18 protein-coding genes and 2 pseudogenes are annotated in these 17,576 nt (G+C 70.6%); 13 read left to right on the top strand and 7 right to left on the bottom strand.

Going from position 1 to position 17,576, the window contains the following annotated elements:
• Window positions 1-106 precede the first annotated feature (106 nt).
• The gene (locus BZL64_RS14785) at window positions 107-2,134 is read left to right on the top strand and encodes an RICIN domain-containing protein (RefSeq protein ID WP_086769644.1); all 2,028 of its coding nucleotides are present in this window, start codon (window positions 107-109) and stop codon (window positions 2,132-2,134) included.
• Here BZL64_RS14785 and BZL64_RS41130 read toward each other — a convergent pair.
• The 4 genes and pseudogenes from BZL64_RS41130 to BZL64_RS14765 form a co-directional block, all read right to left on the bottom strand.
• Window positions 2,115-2,948: a serine hydrolase domain-containing protein gene (locus BZL64_RS41130; RefSeq protein ID WP_107430293.1), complete on the bottom strand. Its 834-nt coding sequence runs from the start codon at window positions 2,946-2,948 to the stop codon at window positions 2,115-2,117. The genes BZL64_RS14785 and BZL64_RS41130 overlap by 20 nt on opposite strands.
• A 48-nt stretch (window positions 2,949-2,996) precedes the next feature.
• Window positions 2,997-3,560: pseudogene (locus BZL64_RS14775) on the bottom strand (MFS transporter); the annotation flags it as partial.
• Window positions 3,561-3,615: 55 nt separating this feature from the next.
• Window positions 3,616-4,281, bottom strand: a complete 666-nt coding sequence (locus BZL64_RS14770; RefSeq protein WP_086769643.1) for a class I SAM-dependent methyltransferase — start codon at window positions 4,279-4,281, stop codon at window positions 3,616-3,618.
• Window positions 4,282-4,388: 107 nt separating this feature from the next.
• Window positions 4,389-5,057, bottom strand: a complete 669-nt coding sequence (locus BZL64_RS14765; protein ID WP_086769642.1) for a recombinase family protein — start codon at window positions 5,055-5,057, stop codon at window positions 4,389-4,391.
• A 198-nt stretch (window positions 5,058-5,255) separates the two neighbouring features.
• On the opposite strand from BZL64_RS14765, the gene BZL64_RS14760 reads away from it, so the two are divergent.
• The 10 genes and pseudogenes from BZL64_RS14760 (at window position 5,256) to BZL64_RS14715 (ending at window position 11,560) form a co-directional block, all read left to right on the top strand.
• Window positions 5,256-5,924: a DsbA family protein gene (locus tag BZL64_RS14760; protein WP_086769641.1), complete on the top strand. Its 669-nt coding sequence runs from the start codon at window positions 5,256-5,258 to the stop codon at window positions 5,922-5,924.
• The gene (locus tag BZL64_RS14755; RefSeq protein ID WP_167396145.1) at window positions 5,921-6,565 is read left to right on the top strand and encodes a vitamin K epoxide reductase family protein; all 645 of its coding nucleotides are present in this window, start codon (window positions 5,921-5,923) and stop codon (window positions 6,563-6,565) included. The genes BZL64_RS14760 and BZL64_RS14755 overlap by 4 nt, the downstream gene beginning before the upstream one ends.
• A gap of 40 nt (window positions 6,566-6,605) precedes the next feature.
• On the top strand, window positions 6,606-7,397 hold the full coding sequence (locus BZL64_RS14750) for a TIGR03943 family putative permease subunit (RefSeq protein ID WP_086769640.1): 792 nt from the start codon (window positions 6,606-6,608) through the stop codon (window positions 7,395-7,397).
• A 3-nt stretch (window positions 7,398-7,400) separates the two neighbouring features.
• Window positions 7,401-7,605 (top strand): annotated as a pseudogene (locus BZL64_RS41125) (cytochrome c biogenesis protein CcdA); the annotation flags it as partial.
• Between the two features lie 156 nt (window positions 7,606-7,761).
• Entirely contained in the window at window positions 7,762-8,148 is a 387-nt protein-coding gene (locus tag BZL64_RS14740; RefSeq protein ID WP_244205336.1) for an ArsR/SmtB family transcription factor, read from the top strand.
• 8 nt (window positions 8,149-8,156) lie between these two features.
• Window positions 8,157-8,819, top strand: coding sequence for an SCO family protein (locus tag BZL64_RS14735; RefSeq protein ID WP_086769639.1), 663 nt, complete (start codon window positions 8,157-8,159; stop codon window positions 8,817-8,819).
• 98 nt (window positions 8,820-8,917) lie between these two features.
• A complete protein-coding gene (locus BZL64_RS14730) occupies window positions 8,918-9,253 on the top strand; it encodes an ArsR/SmtB family transcription factor (protein ID WP_086769638.1) in 336 nt (111 codons plus the stop codon).
• A 2-nt stretch (window positions 9,254-9,255) separates the two neighbouring features.
• Window positions 9,256-9,978 carry a cation efflux transmembrane domain-containing protein gene (locus tag BZL64_RS14725; protein WP_086769637.1) on the top strand — a complete coding sequence of 241 codons (723 nt, stop codon included), beginning with the start codon at window positions 9,256-9,258 and terminating at the stop codon, window positions 9,976-9,978.
• Window positions 9,979-10,007: 29 nt separating this feature from the next.
• On the top strand, window positions 10,008-10,634 hold the full coding sequence (locus BZL64_RS14720) for an alpha/beta fold hydrolase (protein ID WP_086769636.1): 627 nt from the start codon (window positions 10,008-10,010) through the stop codon (window positions 10,632-10,634).
• 188 nt (window positions 10,635-10,822) lie between these two features.
• A complete protein-coding gene (locus tag BZL64_RS14715) occupies window positions 10,823-11,560 on the top strand; it encodes a dienelactone hydrolase family protein (RefSeq protein ID WP_086769645.1) in 738 nt (245 codons plus the stop codon).
• A 40-nt stretch (window positions 11,561-11,600) separates the two neighbouring features.
• On the opposite strand, the gene BZL64_RS14710 is transcribed toward BZL64_RS14715, so the two are convergent.
• Window positions 11,601-12,083: a hypothetical protein gene (locus BZL64_RS14710; protein WP_143663141.1), complete on the bottom strand. Its 483-nt coding sequence runs from the start codon at window positions 12,081-12,083 to the stop codon at window positions 11,601-11,603.
• Between the two features lie 415 nt (window positions 12,084-12,498).
• On the opposite strand from BZL64_RS14710, the gene BZL64_RS14705 reads away from it, so the two are divergent.
• Entirely contained in the window at window positions 12,499-15,045 is a 2,547-nt protein-coding gene (locus BZL64_RS14705) for a discoidin domain-containing protein (protein ID WP_086769634.1), read from the top strand.
• 97 nt (window positions 15,046-15,142) lie between these two features.
• Here BZL64_RS14705 and BZL64_RS14700 read toward each other — a convergent pair whose 3' ends face one another.
• Complete coding sequence (locus BZL64_RS14700) at window positions 15,143-15,865, bottom strand: FAD binding domain-containing protein (RefSeq protein WP_086769633.1); 723 nt, start codon at window positions 15,863-15,865, stop codon at window positions 15,143-15,145.
• Between the two features lie 325 nt (window positions 15,866-16,190).
• Here BZL64_RS14700 and BZL64_RS14695 point away from each other — a divergent pair, with 325 nt between their 5' ends.
• A complete protein-coding gene (locus tag BZL64_RS14695) occupies window positions 16,191-17,117 on the top strand; it encodes a GNAT family N-acetyltransferase (protein WP_086769632.1) in 927 nt (308 codons plus the stop codon).
• Between the two features lie 22 nt (window positions 17,118-17,139).
• On the opposite strand, the gene BZL64_RS14690 is transcribed toward BZL64_RS14695, so the two are convergent.
• On the bottom strand, window positions 17,140-17,576 hold a 437-nt coding region (locus BZL64_RS14690), incomplete at its 5' end, for a M23 family metallopeptidase (RefSeq protein ID WP_143663139.1).

Here is a 17,576-nt window from a genome sequence, read left to right as displayed (position 1 = left end):
AGGGGATGGCCCCCGGCACGGCACGCACCCGTGCCGGGGGCCATCCCCTCCCGCCCCCACGGCGGGAGGGGCCCATGCAGCGACCGCACCGCAGTTGGGAGAACAAATGGCACACCGTACCCGCACCAGACGGACCCTCGGGGCCGCCGCACTGACCGCTCTGGCCACGGGGGCCGCCCTGCTCGCCGTACCGGCGCAGGCCGAGGCCGCCGCGTCCGTGACCGTGCAGCCCGACCCGTCGTACCAGCAGGAGAAGTTCGAGGGCTGGGGCACCAGTCTCGTCTGGTTCGCCAACGCGACCGGCGACTATCCGCCGGAGATACGCGAGAAGCTGGCGAAGCTCCTCTTCGGCGACGACGGGCTGGCGCTCAACATCGCCCGTTACAACATCGGCGGCGGCAACGCCCCGGACGTCAAGGACTACCTGCGCGCCGGCGGCGCGGTCGAGGGCTGGTGGAAGGCGCCCGCGGGCACCACCCGCACGGACACCGACTGGTGGAGCGCCGACGACCCGGCCGACTGGAACAAGGACGCCGACGCCGCCCAACGCTGGTGGGTCGACCGGATCAAGAACGACATCGACCACTGGGAGACGTTCAGCAACTCCCCGCCGTGGTTCATGACCGTCAGCGGCTATGTCTCGGGCGGGTTCGACTCCAGCGCGGAGCAGCTCAAGCCCGAGTCCGTCGACGACTTCGCCGCCTACGTGGCCGGCGCGACCAAGCGGCTGGAGAAGGCCGAGGGCATCAAGGTCGACACGGTCGACCCGTTCAACGAGCCGAACACCAACTACTGGGGCACCCGTCTCGGTGCGGACGGCCAGCCGGTCGGCGGCCGTCAGGAGGGCGCCCACATCGGCCCCGAGGTCCAGCAGAAGGTCCTCGCCGCCCTGGCGCCGGCCCTGAAGAAGGCCAAGGTCAAGGCCGAGATCTCAGCGATGGACGAGACCAACCCGGGCATCTTCTCGACGAACTGGAACGCCTACTCGCAGGCCTCCCGCGACCTCGTCGACCAGATGAACGTCCACACCTACGGCACCGGTCAGCGCACCACCGTGCGGGACCTGGCCAAGGCGGCCGACAAGCCGCTCTGGATGAGCGAGGTCGAGGGCGACTGGGGCGACGGCCAGAGCTTCACCGACATGCGTCCGGGTCTCGGTCTCGCCCAGCAGATGGTGAACGACCTGCGCGAACTGGAGCCCAGCGCCTGGGTGTTCTGGCAGCCGGTCGAGGACCTCGACAACATGAAGCCGGGCGGCGAGTCCGCGAAGGGCGGCAACTGGGGCAGCATCCAGCTCCCGTTCAGCTGCACCTCGGCGGACACGCTGGAGTCCTGCCCGATCCTCACCAACACCAAGTTCGACACCGCGCGCAACTTCACGCACTTCATCAAGCCCGGCGACAAGCTGATCAGGACGAACGACACCTCCAGCGCCGCCGCGGTCACCGCGAACGGCAAGGGCGCCTCGCTCGTCCACGTCAACAGCACGACCGAGGCCCGTACGGTCACGATCGACCTGTCGAAGTTCCGCAAGGTAAGCAAGAACGCGACCGTCACCCCGGTGGTCACCAGCGCCGACGGCAAGCTCCAGCCGCAGGCGCCGATCGCCGTCGGCGACCGCAAGGCCACCTTCACCGTGCCCGCCCAGTCGGTGACCTCCTTCACCGTCAAGGGCGTGTCCGGCGTCGCCAAGGACGCCCCGCTGATCCGCAAGGGCCACACCTACACGCTGACCGGTGTGCAGAGCGGCAAGGCGGTCACCGTCGCCGCGAACGGCACCAGCCTGGTCCTCGGCACCGGCAACGGCACGGCGGCCCAGCAGTGGCAGCTCGACGCCCGGTACGGCGAGACCGGCGCCCGCCAGCGCTACGTGTTCGCCAACCCGGCCGAGGGCAAGCGACTGGCGGTCCGCGACAACGTGCCCGTGGTCGAGCCCGACACGGGTGAGCGCGACCCGGCCACCGAGTGGGTCATGTCGACCACCGGTGACGGCACCTGGACCCTGGTGAACCCGGCCACCAGCCGGGTCCTGGAGGTCGGCGGCCAGGCGACGAACGAGGGCGCCGCCGTCACCACCTGGCAGCCCAACTCCGGTTCCAACCAGCGCTGGAGGGTCACGGACGTGACTCCGTAGCCTCCTGTCGCTCCGCTCTCTCCGCCCGCATCGCGATCCTCGTGATGCGGGCGGAATGCTGTGCGGGGACGGATGCCGGAACGGGTGCGGGGACCGGTGCCGGTGCCGGTGCCGGTGCCGGTGCCGGTGCCGGTGGGGTCATGCCGTTGAAGAGGTCGGTGTGCTTCCACAGCACGCCGTAGTCCTCCTCGTGCAGACAGATCGCGTTCCTGACGATGCGGGGGCGGCCCTCGCGGTTGGTGGACTCCTCGCTGGACGTCCCGTATCCGCGGTTGGCGGACAGCTTCACGATGGTCGTGTTGCTGGCCGGGTCGACGTAGACGAACTGGTTGTAGACGCCGATCGCGCTGAACTCGCCGCGGTCCCCGGCCGGGATCCACCACTGGTAGCCGTAGCCCAGGCCGAAGTGGTGCCCGCCGACCAGGGGCCGGCCGGGCCCCAGATGAGAGGCGGCGACGGTCACGGAGTCGCGCACCCAGTCCGCCGGGACGATCTGCCGGCCCTGCCACACGCCACCGTTGCGGTAGAGCTCGCCGAGCCTCACGAAGTCGCGGGCGGTCAGGTTGAGGCCGGCGAAGGACAGCTCCGTGCCCGCGGGGTCCACGATCCAGTAGCCGGGCTCGGCCATACCGAGGGGCTCGCACAGCTTCTCCCGCATGTAGTCCGCGACCGAACGTCCGGTGGCCCGTGCCACGAGAGCCCCCAGCACCTGTGTCTCGCCCGAGTTGTAGCGACAGAGAGTGCCTGGCTCACTCTCGCGGACCATGGTGGCGACAAAGTCGTCGAGCGTTCCGCCGATGCCCAGCACGGCCACGGTGAGCAGGGAAACGGACCGGCTCGCGGCTGACCTGACCGGCGACGGTTACCGCGCAGGAGAACTGCACGCATGCTGTTCGGTGCCGTTCTCCCATCCCGTTGAGCAGTTGGGGACGGGGACCGGGGAGGTGGGCGGGTGCCAGGTGAGAATCCAGCCGGCGGTAAGTGCCGCCGCGCCGCCTGCCAGGGCGATCGCGCAGCCTGTTCCGACGCCTGCGGCCACCGCGCCGAAGCAGGCAGGGCCGACGCCTTGCAGCGTCATGCTGCCGGAGCCGAGCAGGCCGAAGGCCTGGCCCTGGCCCTCCTGCGGCAGGGCGTCCAGGAACGGCCGTTGCAGGCCGAGGCCGTAGGCGAATCCGAAGCCGCAGAGCAGCAGCAGACAGGACGAGACGCCCACTCCGGGTTCGGCGGCGAAGCCGAGCAGCGGCAGTCCCATCAGCGCGGTCAACGGGACCACCGGTCGCTCGCGGGTGGGTGGCCGGAGGAGTCGGCCCACCAGCAGGTCACCGACGATCATGCCGACCGGCAGGCAGCCCATCAGCACCGCGTACCAGCCGGGCGCGAAGTGGTGTCCTCCGGCGTAGGCGACGAGCAGGCTCTCCCGCCCGCTACGAACAGGCCGGTACCGTCCACGGTCTTTGCCGGTGCGGGTGTCGGTGTGGTGGTCATCGCGGCAGGGTCTGGGTGACGCGCCACAGGCGGCGGGGCAGCTCGCCTTCCTCGAAGGCGTGGACCTCGGCGAGGGTCCAGCCGTCGGCGAGGGTGTCGACCAGTTGGCGGGGGAAGAAGTGCACGGCGAAGCCGCCGTGCTCGTAGATGTCGTCGCCGTGCGCAGTGCCGGCGCCGTAGTGCGCGTCGCCGGTGTGCCGGACCGTGTAGACGAAGGAGCCTCCCGGCCGCAGTACGCGGCGGATCTCGTCGACCACCGCCTGGATTTCCTTGGTGGACAGGGCCATGCAAAGCAGCATGTGCGCGAAGACGCCGTCGACTGAGGCGTCCGCGAGGGGCAGAGGGGTGCGCACGTCGTGCTCCATGGTGCTCACCTGGTCCGCGACGTTCTGGTCGCGGGCGGCCTGCCGGAGCTGTTCCAGGCCGGTGGCGGAGAAGTCGGTGGCCTGGACGATGAACCCTTCCCGGGCGAGGAACAGGGCGTCGCGGCCGTGGCCGGCGCCGAGTTCCAGCACGTTGCGGCTCCCGGACGCCCGGAAGACGGTGGCGGCGTGGCGTACGGGTGCGCTGGGCTCCTGCCCGTACATGCCGGGGTGGGAGCCGTAGGTCTGCTGCCAGTGTGCGCGCTGGGCTTTGGCCAGCTCCCGCTCGGGGCCGTTCATGCCTGCCTGCTCCTCTCGCTCCCGGCCGGTGCCGGGTTGTCCGCTGGCCAGCCTAGGTCCGGGGCCGGGGCGCCTTGATCGGGCACCGTGGCCGGTGCGGGAGCGGGTCACCGCTGGCCCGCTTCGATCTGGCGGGGCAGGGCGCCTGAGCGCAGTTCCCGCAGGTCGGGGATGTGGTTGTACAGGGTGCCCGGGGAGACGCCGAGGAGCTTGGCGATGGAGGTGATGGAGCGGCCGGGGTCGGGCAGCAGGTCGCGGGCGGCGCGGATGACTTCGTCGGTGGCGACGCTGGGGCGCCCGCCGACGCGGCCGCGGGCACGGGCGGCGGCCAGGCCCTCGTTGGTGCCGATGACGATGAGTTCGCGGATGAACTCGGCGAGGGCGGCGAAGACGTGGAAGACGAGCCGGCCGCCGGGGGTGGTGGTGTCCAGGTTCTCGTGCAGCGAGGTGAAGCCGATACCGCGCTCGCGGAGTTCGGCGACCATGTTGATGAGGTCCTGGAGGCTGCGGCCGTAGCGGTCGAGCGAGGGGACGACGAGGGTGTCGCCCGGGGCGAGGAAGGCGTGGCACGCCTTCAGTTCGGGGCGGAGGGCGTTCTTGCCGGACTTCTTGTCCGCGAAGATCGTCCGGCATCCGGCGGCAGTGAGCGCGTCGAGTTGCCGTTCGAGCTTCTGCCCGCCGGTGGACACCCGGGCGTATCCGATCTTGATTTCGGTGCGGACGAGCGGTTCGGCGACGAGGAGGTCCGGTTCGTCGGCCGGTTCGAGGGCGGTCACGGCCCCGGATCATGTCAGAAAAGGGTGGTCCGGGGTTGTTGAACGACTCCGGTTTTTGAAGGTGTTTTTGAAGGCCCTGGGGGGAGGCGGCCGCCATATCAACGTCCGTTAGTGTGTCGATGCGTCGTCCGCCGTGTGGTGCGTGCCGTGGGGAAGACGCGCGTGTTCGTGTTCCTGCCCCTCCTTGGCTGAAGGCTCATGACGAAGAACCTGAAGATCTCTCTCGCGCTGGTCGCCGTGGTCGCGGCGATCGTTGCTGCGTTGCTGGCGGCCAACCGCACGCCGGATGTGTCTAGGGATGCGTCGGATTCCGGCGGGGGCGAGGCGGCTGATGCCTCGGTGCTGGTCCGCCCGGACAGTCACCGGCTGTCGGCGGCGAAGGACGGCAAGGTGACGGTCGTGGAGTTCCTGGACCTCGAATGCGAGTCGTGCCGGGCGGCGTTCCCCGTGGTGGAGCAGCTGCGTGAGGAGTACGAGGGCCGGGTGACGTTCGTGATGCGGTATTTCCCGATCCCCAGCCACAAGAACGCGGAGCTGGCGGCGCGCGCGGTGGAGGCCGCCGCCGCGCAGGGCAAGCTGGAGGCGATGTACCAGAAGATGTACGAGACCCAGGAGAGCTGGGGGGATCAGCAGGTCTCGCACGAGAAGACCTTCCGCGGCTTCGCGCGTGAGCTGGGGCTGGACATGAAGAAGTTCGAGGCGGACTGGAAGGACCCGGCCACCGCGAAGCGGGTGGAGAAGGACCGCCAGGACGGCCTCGCGCTGGGGGTGCAGGGCACGCCGACGTTCTTCATCAACGGCCAAAGGCCACAGATCCAGTCGGAGGCAGATTTCAAGGCCGCCATCGAGGCGGAACTGGCCAAGTGACCGCGCCCACGACACCCAGCGCAGGTCCGGCCCAGGACGCGCGGCCGGCGGTGCCGGTGGGGCAGCGTCTGGTGGCGGCGGTGCTCACGATCGGCGGCGCGGTCGGGTTTCTGGCCGCGTTCACGCTGACGGTGGAGAAGATCGCCCTGCTGAAGGACCCGTCCTACAGCCCCTCGTGCAGCATCAACCCGGTCCTCAGCTGCGGGTCGGTGATGACCACGGCGCAGGCGGAGGTGTTCGGCTTCCCCAACCCGCTGCTGGGCATCGCCGGCTTCGCCGCTGTGACCGCGCTGGGGGTGGTGCTGCTGACCGGGGTGATCCTGCCGCGCTGGATGTGGTGGGGCCTTGAGGCCGGGGTCGTCTTCGGTGTGGCGTTCGTCCACTGGCTGATCTTCCAGAGCCTGTACCGGATCGACGCCCTGTGCCCGTACTGCATGGCCGTGTGGACGGTGATGATCCCCCTCTTCTGGTACACCACCGTGCACACCCTCACCCGTGGGTATCTGCCCGTGCCCGCAGGCGTGCGCCGTGCTGCCGACGCGGTGGCCGCCTACCACGGCGTGGTTCTCACCGCCTGGTACCTGATCATCGTGGTGCTGATCCTTCAGCGGTTCTGGCTGTACTGGACCACCCTCGTCTGACCCGCCCGCCGCTGACCGCTCCGATCGGAAGAACACTGCTGTGAAACGCCTCCTGCAGATGGCCCTGCTCGCCCTCAGCGGACTGAGCCTGCTGCACGCGGCGCTCTTCACCGACATTTTCCTCAGATACGTCAAGCCGGGCATGCGCCCCCTGCTGATCGCCTCGGGGGTGCTCCTGCTCCTGCTCGCAGCGGCGGAAGCCTGGTCGCTGCGCAGGACCGGCAAAGCCCAGGAGCCGGACGAGGAACATCAGCACGACGACGGCGGAAATCACTGTCACGATCACTCCGGTGTGCCCCGCGTCGCGTGGCTGCTGTTCCTTCCCGCGCTGAGCCTGCTGTTCTTCGCTCCGCCGAGCCTGGGCGCCTACACCGCCCGCCAGGCGCCCCCCAAACCCATCGCCCAGCAGGACGCGTTCGATCCGCTGCCTTCTGTCTCGCCGCTGCCGATGACACTTGGTGACTTCACCCGCCGCGTCCAACAGGACCGCGGGCAGGCCATCAAGGAACACAGTGTCCAGATGACCGGCTTCGTCACCCCCGGCGAGGAGGGCAAGGGCTGGGACCTGACCCGCCTCATGATCAACTGCTGTGCGGCGGACGTGCAGTCCGTCAAGGTACGGATCCACCAGGCCAAGGCCCTGCCCGCCGACACCTGGGTGACGGTGGTGGGGACCTGGCACGCGGGCGGAACCCTCGGGACGAACTCCGCCCCGGTCGCGCTGGACGCCCACACGGTGAAGAGGGCCGACAAGCCCACCAACGCGTACATGGATGCCCTTACCCTGCCGCTTTCCGACACCGGTGCCGCCCCGGGGCGGAAGGAGGGCTGAGTCGTGCAGGTCGCCGCGGGTCTTGAGTCCGCCGTGCTGACCGGGTCGCTGCTGCTGGCGCTGCCGGTCGCCGCGCCGGCCGGGGGCGGTGTCGTTCTTCTCCCCGTGCGTGCTGCCGCTGGTGCCGGGTTACCTGTCCTACGTCACCGGGACCACCGGAGCCGATCTCGCCGACGCCCGGCGCGGCCGGTCATGCGGGCCGGCGGCATCATGATGATCGCCACCGGCCTGCTGATGGTCACCGGTATCTGGAGCCACCTGATCAGCCAGATGCAGTCCTGGACGGCCGGCTACACCATCGGCACCATCGGCGTCTGACCCCGCCTCGGCCAGGGCACTGAACGACCAAGTAAAGGAATGAGACGTGGACGTGAGCGAGGAGCAGGGCGACTCCTGCGACCTGCTGTGCCTGGACCTGCCGGTGGCCGAGGCCATCCGCAGCCGTATGCCTGCCCTGCCTGGACTTGAGACGGCCGCCGCAGCCGCCAAGGCCCTGGCCGACCCCACCCGCCTGAAGGTGGCAGCGGCCCTGGCCGAAGGCGGCGAGCTGTGCGTGTGCGACCTGGCCTGGGTCATCGGCCAGGCCCAGAACCTCGTCTCCCACCACCTGCGCCAGCTGCGCCAGGCCGGCCTGGCCGCCTCACGCCGGCAAGGCCGGCTGGTGATGTACACGCTCACCGACCGCGGCCGCGCCCTGACCCACGCCGTCCTCGACCCCGCCCCGACCGCCAGCCCCACGAATCGGACCTGACACCCGCCATGCACCGCACTCGCGCTCGTCGCCTGCCCGCCACCGCCATCGTCGCCGCGGCCCTCCTGGCCGGCTGCGGTACATCCGGCGCCCACCACGAAGCCGCCGACAAGCCCGCCGCGATCTCAGCCGAGAGCCACTCCCCCTACCGCGGCACCGCAGTGGACCCCGGCTTCGCCAAGCCGGACCTGGTGCTGACCGGCACCACCGGCAAGCCCTTCGACCTGCGCCGCCAGACCGCGGGCAAGACCACGCTGGTCTTCTTCGGCTACACCAACTGCCCCGACGTGTGCCCCACCACCATGGGCGACATCGCGACCGCCCTGGCCAAGCAGCCCCAGAGCGTGCGCGACAACACCGAAGTCGTCTTCGTCACCACCGACCCCGAACGCGACACCCCCAAAAGCCTGGGCAAGTGGCTGAAGTCCTTCGGCCCTAACTTCACCGGCCTGTCCGGCGACCTGGCCAAGGTCAAGAAGGCCGCGCTCAGTGTCGGCATCTCGGTGGAAGACCCCAAGAAGCACCACGACGGCACCGTCACCTCCGACCACGGCACCCAGGTCATCGCCTTCACTCCGAAGGACAGCCAGGGCCGGGTCGTGTACACCAGCGGCACCACGGTCGACGACTTCGCCCACGACCTGCCGCTACTGGCCAAGAACGCCCGCTGACGCTGCGCGGCGTACTCGTCAGCCGAACCGGCGGTCAGCCACCACCAAACCGGGAGTACAGGATTCCCTGAATTCAGGAATCTCTGTATGGTCGTGGTGTGCTGACTGTTGCCTCCGACATCGAGGTGCTGGCCCGGTTCGGCCGCGCGCTCGCCGACCCGATCCGCTGCCGCATCCTGCTCGCCCTGCGCGACGCCCCCGCCTACCCCGCCGACCTCGCCGACGCGCTCGGGATCTCCCGTACCCGGCTGTCGAACCACCTGGCGTGCCTGCGCGACTGCGGCCTGGTCGTCACCGTCCCCGACGGCCGCCGCACCCGCTACGAACTCGCCGACGAACGCCTCGGCCACGCCCTGGACGATCTGCGCACCGCTGTGGTGGCCGTGGAGACCGACCGCACCTGCGTGGATGCCGCGACGAAGGGCTGCTGCTGACCATGACCGCCGAGATATCGATATCCCTCGGACCGTCCCCGGCCCGCCGCGAAGCGCTCGCCAAGCGCATACGCCTGCTGGTCGCCGCGACCATCACCTACAACGTGATCGAGGCGATCGTCGCCATCACCGCCGGCACGATCGCCTCCTCCACCGCTCTGCTCGGCTTCGGCCTCGATTCGATCATCGAGGTCTCCTCAGCCGCCGCCGTCGCCTGGCAGTTCTCCGCCCGCGACCACGCCGTACGCGAAGCCCGCGAGCAGCGCACCCTGCGGATCATCGCCATCTCGTTCTTCGCCCTCGCCGCGTACGTCAGCGTCGACGCAGTCCGCGCCCTACTGGGAACCGGCGAGGCCGAACGCTCCATCCCCGGCATCGTCATCGCCGCCCTGTCTCTGGCGATCATGCCGTTCCTCTCCTTCGCCCAGCGCAAGGCCGGACGCGAACTCGGCTCAGCTTCCGCGGTCGCGGACTCCAAGCAGACCCTGCTGTGCACGTACCTGTCGGCCGTGCTCCTGGTCGGTCTGGTTCTCAACGCCACCCTCGGCTGGTCCTGGGCCGACCCGATCGCCGCCCTCGTCATCGCCGCCATTGCCGTCAAGGAAGGCCGCGACGCCTGGCAGGGCAAGGGATGCTGCGCGCCCTCGGCCGCCGCAGCGGTTCCGTCCACCAGCTCCGAGACGGACGCGTGCGGCTGCCGCCCCGGCTGTGACTGCTGCAACTGACCGCCCGCCAGCCAGTAGGGGAGGTCGGCATGGAGTCGGTTGTGGTGGGTGGGGTGCGGATCACGTTCGAGCGGGTGGGGTCCGGGCCGGTGGTGGTGCTGGTCGGCGGGACGGGACTGCCACCGGTGGCGTGGCAGCTGTCGGGTCTCTGCAGTGGGTTGGTGGAAGCCGGATTCGAGGTGGTGACGTACGCGGCGCGCGGGGTCGCGCCGTCGGACGCGCCGCCCGCCCCGTACGCGATGGCCGATCTGGCCGGTGACCTGGCAGGGCTGATGGATCACCTGGAAGTCCGGGACGCGGCGGTCGTCGGGTACTCGCTGGGCAGCTTCACTGCGGAGCTCCTCGCGCGGATACGCCCGGACCTGGTCGGTGCCCTGGTGCTGATGGCGGGGGCCGGCCCGCTGACTGGTGTGGTGGACGCGGTACTGGAAGCGGAGGCGGAACTCATCGCGCTGCTGGGACATCTGCCGCCGGCGTTCGCGGCGTTGCAGACGCTGCTGAGCACGCTGGCACCGTCGGTGCTGCGCGACGACGGCGAACAGGTCGCTGCCTGGCGGGAACTGCTGGGAGGCATGGAAGGGGTGTGGGCCTCGCCCGACGGCGAGGCGGGACAGTCGGCGGCCTCCCTCGGCTGGCTGCGCGATGCGGACGTATGACCGCGCTCGCCCGGATCCCGGTCCGCACGTCGGTGGTGGCCTTCGAGCACGACCTGCACTTCCCCCCGCACACCGGACAGGCAGCGGCGGACAGCGTGCTTCAGAGGGACACCCGCACTGCTCTGCCAGCGGCAGAACCCCGGCCGGACCGGGCTCGACGATCACTACAGTCCAGTCTCATGACGGCGATGACGACGATGACGACGCGTACGGTCGAGTATCCGGCCGACGGTTTGACGATGATCGGGCACCTGGCGTTACCGGCCGGTGTCGACCGCCGGCCCGCGGTGCTGCTCGGACCGGAGGGCATGGGGCTCAGCGACGTCGAGCGCCGCCGGGCCGATGCTCTCGCCGAGCTGGGATACGTAGCGCTGGCCTTCGACCTTCACGGCGGGCGCTATCTGGGCGACCCCGAGGAGATGCTGGCCCGTTGCCTGCCGCTGCTCGCCGACCCCGACCGGATGCGGGGTATCGGCCATGCGGCGCTCGACGTGCTGCGCGCCGAACCGCGGACCGACCCCGACCGGATCGCCGCCGTCGGCTACGGCACCGGGGGCGCCGTCGGGCTGGAACTCGGGCGCGACGGCGTCGACCTGCGCGCGATCGGGACAGTCAACGCAACCACCACGGGCCGACCGGGCGAGGCGGCGCGCATTCGCTGCCCGGTGTGGGCCGGGGTCGGGTCGGAAGACCCGATCATGCCGCCCGCACAACGGGACGCGTTCACCGCCGAGATGCAGGCCGCGGGCGTCGACTGGCGCCTCACGGTCTACGGCGGCGCCTTGCACGCCTTCCACCACCCGCCGGTCGACCACCCCACGGTCCCCGGCGTCGGCCACCACCCACAGCACGCGCAGCGAGCCTGGCGCGACATCGTCGACCTGCTCGCCGAGTGCCTGCCCGTGACGCAAGATCTGCGGGCATGACCCGGGCAAGCGGCCTGGCGCCGGGCGCGGTCCGCGTCGACTACTTGCCCGGCAGCAGTTTGTGCCCCGCGGTGAGGCGGGACGTGGTGCCGTCCTCACCGATGCGGCGGAGTCTGCCGACGCCGTCGTACTTGCGGGCGTTGATGAGATAGGCCAGGCCGATGACGGGGAGAAAGATCCCGGCCATGCCGGTGTAGCCGTACCAGGAGGCGTTGTCCGGGTCCGTGTCGAGGTCCGGGCCGTCCGGCTGCATGGCGACGCCGAAGGTCAGCCAGAGCAGCAGGGCGGCGAGGGCCAGGCCGACGAGGCCGAGGACGAAGAAGAGGACTCGCCTGGCGTGGGTGCGGTCACGGCTGTGGACGGTCACCAGGAACTGCCGGCCGCACGCCCCGCAGACGATTCTGCCCGTACCGCTGCCCTCCGCGGGCCGCATGGGAAGCGGCTGGATCCGGTGATTGGTGACCACCACCGCGACCCCTTTCGCACTCAGCATGTGGGCGAACATCGTTCTCGGCTGATCCATGACGATGCTGCTTCCGAACGCCATCTGGCGCCCCCCTCTGGAGAGTTGCCCCCGAACAGACGGCAATCATGCCCCTCGGAGGTACCACCGAATCGCCCTGGGTGGACACTTGTGCGACACAAGTGCGCTGGGGGGTTCTGTCGCCTGGTTCCGATCCAGGGCGCGGGCCGGCTCCACCGGGCGGGCCGCGGGCGTCACCTTCTGAACGCAGCGGTGATCGCGGCGAGTCGGCCGCGGTCACCGCTTGAAAAGTTTCCTGCTTCACGGGGCTTGCCGGACCAGACAGGTCATCAGTTAAATCAAGTCGTGAACTAAGCGGCCGTCACGCCGGCTCGGCGCACGTTCCGGCTCGTCTCCGCGTCATCCGCACCGCACGCGTCCGTATCCACCCGCACTCACCCCCGCAGGGACCCGCATGAGACTCAGATCCCTGGGTGTCGCGCTCGCCGCCACGGCAGCGTTGCTCACCCTCCCGACGACCCAGCCGTCCGCGGCGGCGGCCGACACGCTGCTCTCCCAGGGCCGGACCGCCACCGCGTCCTCGACCGAGAACGCCGGCACCGCCGCCGCCCTGTCCGTGGACGGGAACGCCGGCACCCGGTGGTCCTCCGCCGCCACCGACGCGCAGTGGCTCCAGGTCGATCTGGGCGCCACCGCCACCGTCACCCAGGTGGTGCTCCAGTGGGAAACCGCCTACGGAAAGGACTACCGGCTCCAGATCTCCGCGGACGGCAGTACCTGGACCGACCTGAGGACGGTCACCGGCGGCGACGGCGGCACCGACACGCACGCCGTGTCCGGCCAGGGCCGTTACGTCCGAATGCAGGGCGTGCAACGGGCCACCGCCTGGGGCTACTCGCTCTGGGAGTTCCAGGTCTTCGGCACCTCCGGCGGCACCGGTCCCACCACGTGCGACACGGCGAACGCCGCGCAGGGCAAGCCCGCTTCGGCCTCCTCCACCGAGAACGCCGGGACCCCCGCCTCCGCCGCGTTCGACGGCGACGCAGGCACCCGCTGGTCCAGTCAGGCCGCGGACCCGCAGTGGGTTCGGGTCGACCTGGGCTCGGTCCGGGAACTGTGCGGGATCGACCTGAGCTGGGAGGCCGCCCACGCCAAGGACTTCCAGATCCAGGCCTCCGCGGACGGTCAGACCTGGAACACCCTGCGCAGCGTGACCGACGCGACCGGCGGGACGGCGCGCTACGACGTCAGCGGCTCGGGCCGCTATGTGCGGATCCACGGGACCACCCGCGCCACGCCGTACGGCTACTCGCTGTGGGAGGTCGCCGTCCACACCGGCACCGGCGGCACGCCCCCGATCGAGGGCGGCGGTGACCTCGGGCCGAACGTCATCGTCGTGGACCCGAACACCGCGAACCTCCAGCAGAAGTTCGACCAGGTCTTCGCCCAGCAGGAGTCGAACCAGTTCGGTTCCCAGCGCTACCAGTTCCTGCTGAAGCCCGGCACGTACAACGGCATCAACGCCCAACTGGGCTTCTACACCTCGATCTCCGGTCTCGGCCTCAACCCCGACGACACGCAGATCAACGGTGACATCACCGTCGACGCGGGCTGGTTCAACGGCAACGCCACCCAGAACTTCTGGCGTTCGGCGGAGAACCTCGCCATCCGCCCCGTCAACGGCACCGACCGGTGGGCGGTGGCGCAGGCCGCGCCGTTCCGCCGGATCCACGTCCAGGGCGGCCTCAACCTGGCGCCCAACGGGTACGGCTGGGCCTCCGGCGGCTACATCGCCGACTCGAAGATCGACGGCACCGTCGGGCCGTACTCCCAGCAGCAGTGGTACACCCGCGACAGCTCCGTCGGCGGTTGGACCAACGGCGTGTGGAACATGACGTTCACCGGTGTCCAGGGCGCCCCGGCCACCAACTTCGACACCGGCCCGTACACCACGCTGGACACCACGCCGGTCTCCCGCGAGAAGCCCTTCCTCTACCTGGACGGCTCCGAGTACAAGGTGTTCGTGCCGGCCAAGCGGACGAACGCGCGCGGGGTGTCCTGGCCGGCCAACGCGGGCGGCTCCTCCCTCCCGCTGAGCCAGTTCTACGTCGTCAAGCCGGGCGCGACGGCCGCGACCATCAACGCCGCCCTCGCCCAGGGCCTGCACCTGCTGTTCACGCCCGGCGTCTACCACCTCGACCGGGCGATCGAGGTGAACCGCGCCGACACGGTCGTGCTGGGTCTGGGGCTGGCCACGCTCGTGCCCGACGGCGGTGTCGACGCGATGCACGTGGCCGACGTCGACGGCGTCCGGCTGGCCGGATTCCTCATCGACGCGGGCGCCGTCCGCTCCGACGCGCTGCTGCGGATCGGCCCGGCCGGTTCGATCGCCGACCACGCGGCCAACCCCACCACCATGCAGGACGTGTTCGTGCGCATCGGCGGGGCCGGTCCCGGCCTGGCCACCGACTCGGTGGTCGTCAACAGCGACGACGTGGTCATCGACCACACCTGGATCTGGCGCGCCGACCACGGCGAAGGCGTCGGCTGGGAGACCAACCGGGCCGACTACGGCCTGCGGGTCAACGGCGACGACGTCCTCGCCACCGGCCTGTTCGTGGAGCACTTCAACAAGTACGACGTCGTCTGGAACGGCGAACGCGGGCGGACGATCTTCTTCCAGAACGAGAAGGCGTACGACGTCCCGAACGCGGCCGCCGTCACCCATGACGGCATCGTCGGCTACGCGGCCTACAAGGTGGCCGACACGGTGAACACGCACGAGGCCTGGGGGCTGGGCAGTTACTGCAACTTCACGTCCGACTCCTCGATCGTGCAGCACCACGGCTTCCAGGTCCCGGTGAAACCCGGTGTGAAGCTGCACAGCCTCCAGGTGATCTCCCTGGGCGGCAAGGGCCAGTACGCGCACGTCGTCAACGACACGGGCGCGCCGACCTCGGGCTCGGACACCATCCCGTCCAAGATCACGCAGTTCCCGTGAGCTAGGTAGGGCCAGGGCGTGACCACTTGCCGGTACGGCGGCCAGATCAGCCGTACCGGCAGGTCCGACCGGGGCCTCGCGTCGTCAAGGGCCGGGCTCAGTCCTCGGCGGCACGGGCCAGGACGTCCGTGACCTGCCGGTGGACGACCCCCCTGGCCTCGGCGGGCAGGGCGCCGAACTCCGTGCGGTCCAGGGCTCGCAGTGCCTCGTCGGGACCGGTCTCGCACGGAACGCTCTCGCTGAGCACCTCGTAGCCGTCGCGGGCGGCGACCCGCAGCAGCCTGCGGCCGTCGCCGTCGGCGTGGACGGCGGTCGCCACCACGAAGGGCGGCGGGCCGCCGGCGTCCGCGGGAACCTTGTGGTAACCGCTCACGACGGGTTCGCGCCAGCGCAGGCCGAGCAGAACGTGACGCTTGGCCACGACCTCGGCGAGATCGGTCTCGTACACCCGGTCGGGTTCGAGCACCGTGGCCCGTGCGTCCAGGACGAGGGCGGCGGGCAGCAGACACCGCAGGGTGCTGCCGACGATGTTGCCGCCGACGGTGGCCGTCCTCCGTACGGCTCCGGTGCCGACGGTGGCGGCGGCCCGGCGCAGTACCTCCGGCACGTCGCCGTCGATGCGGTGCAGCACCACGGCCGCTCCGAGCGTCCCGCGCCCGACCGCGTTGGCCGCGGGCAGGTCACGCAGCGACATGGCCAGTTCGGGGAATCCGTCCCGCTGCCAGCCGGCCCACACGAGCGTGGCCCCGCCTATCGGTACAGCACCCTCAGCGAGGCATTCCTGCGCTTCGGATATGGAGGTGGGAAGACGCAACAACACGGCGACCGACCTGCCTTCCCGGGGAAGTGGCGGTCGACGGGGTGCGGAACCGGCGCCTCCGCCATGTGATCACTGGCAGAGCGCATTCTGCCCACGCCCGTGGGGGCGCGTACAGGGCTCACTGACGAGCCGTGTGCGCCCCTCGTTTGGGTGATGGCCGAGCACCCGCGGCGGCGGCCGTCAGCCGTGGGGCGGCGCCGGTCGGTGGACACCGGCCGGCAAACGCCGGTGGAGCCCGGCCGGGAACGTCCGCGGACACCGGACCCGCAGGACGGGCGGCGGAAATTCCGTTGCGGCCCGATTCTCCTCCCCGGACCCTGCCCTCATGTCCTACGTCCTTCGTTCGGCCACCCTCGCCGACGCGCCCGCCGTCACCGACCTGCTCAACGCGGTCGACCTGATCGAGATCGGCCGGCCCGAGACCGACCTGCACACCGTCGAGGCCGATCTGTTGCACCCGGAGACCGACCTCGCCCAGGACTCCTGGCTCGCCCTCGACGGGGACCGCCCGGTGGCCTACGGCCTGCTCTGGGACGAGTCGTCCGGCGAGCGCGTCGACATCGACCACTACGTCCTGCCCGAGCACCAGGCGGCCGGCCGGCTCCTGCTGGAGGCGATGGAGGCCAGGGCGCTGCGCAAGGCCCACGAGAACGGTTGCGCGCGAGCGGTCGTCCACCTCCACCTCAACGTACGGCCCACCCTCGACACCGAGGTGCTCCGTGGCCGCGGCTGGTACGTCGTACGCCGCTACCACGTGTTGCGCCGTCCCCTGGACCGGGCCGCCGACCTCACGCCCGTGCCGCCCGCCGGTGTGCGGGTGCGGGCCTGCGCCGACGAGGCAGACCGCAGGCGGGTGCACGAGCTGTACCAGGCGAGCTTCGCCGACCACTTCGACTTCCAGCCGCGCGGCTACGACCAGTGGCTGCACGACGTCGACGCGCGGGGCCTCGACTGGTCGCTGGTGTGGATCGCCGCCACGGACGAACTCGGCGACACCGGTTTCCTGCTGGCGCGCGACGACCGTGAGGCCATGGGCTGGATCCGCAGCATCGGCGTGCTGCGCGAGGCCCGCGGCAGGGGTGTCGCCGGGCTGCTGCTGCGGCACGCCTTCGCGGCGTTCGCCGCGCGGGGCCGGGACACGGTCGGCCTGGGCGTGGACACCTCGAACGCCACCGGCGCACCCGAGCTGTACGCGCGCAACGGGATGACCGTGCACTACGCCGTCGACACGTGGGAGGCGGTACTGAACTGAGCGCACCGCGGCTCACTCTTGTTCAGTCCCCGAGGGCCAGCCAGGGCCGCGGATCGGCGTAGTAGCCGTCGTAGACGACCTCGAAGTGCAGGTGTGGGCCGGTGGACAGGCCGGTCGAGCCGACCCGGCCGACCGGGGTGCCGGTCCGCACGCTCTGCCCGGCGGTGACGCCGAGGACGGAGAGGTGGCTGTAGGTGGTCTCCAGCCGTTTGCCGTCGATGGTGCCGTGGTCGACGACGACACGGTTGCCGTACGCCCTGGTCATGGCCGCGAAGACGACCCGGCCGTCGCGGGCGGCGGCGACCTGTGCTCCCTGGGGCGCGCCGAAGTCCACTCCTGTGTGCAGCTTGGTCACGCCGGTGAGGGGGTGCTGACGGGAGCCGTACGGGGAGGTGATGACGAGGGTGGTCACGGGTGGGGCCAGGATCGCGTCGGCGGGGCCGCCGGCGGCCGGACTCT

Origin of the sequence: Streptomyces bobili (assembly GCF_002154575.1) — a bacterium.
In the GTDB taxonomy this organism is placed as follows: domain Bacteria; phylum Actinomycetota; class Actinomycetes; order Streptomycetales; family Streptomycetaceae; genus Streptomyces; species Streptomyces bobili.
Note: the sequence above shows the minus strand (reverse complement) of the source record. Positions and strands in the feature narration are given on the sequence as shown.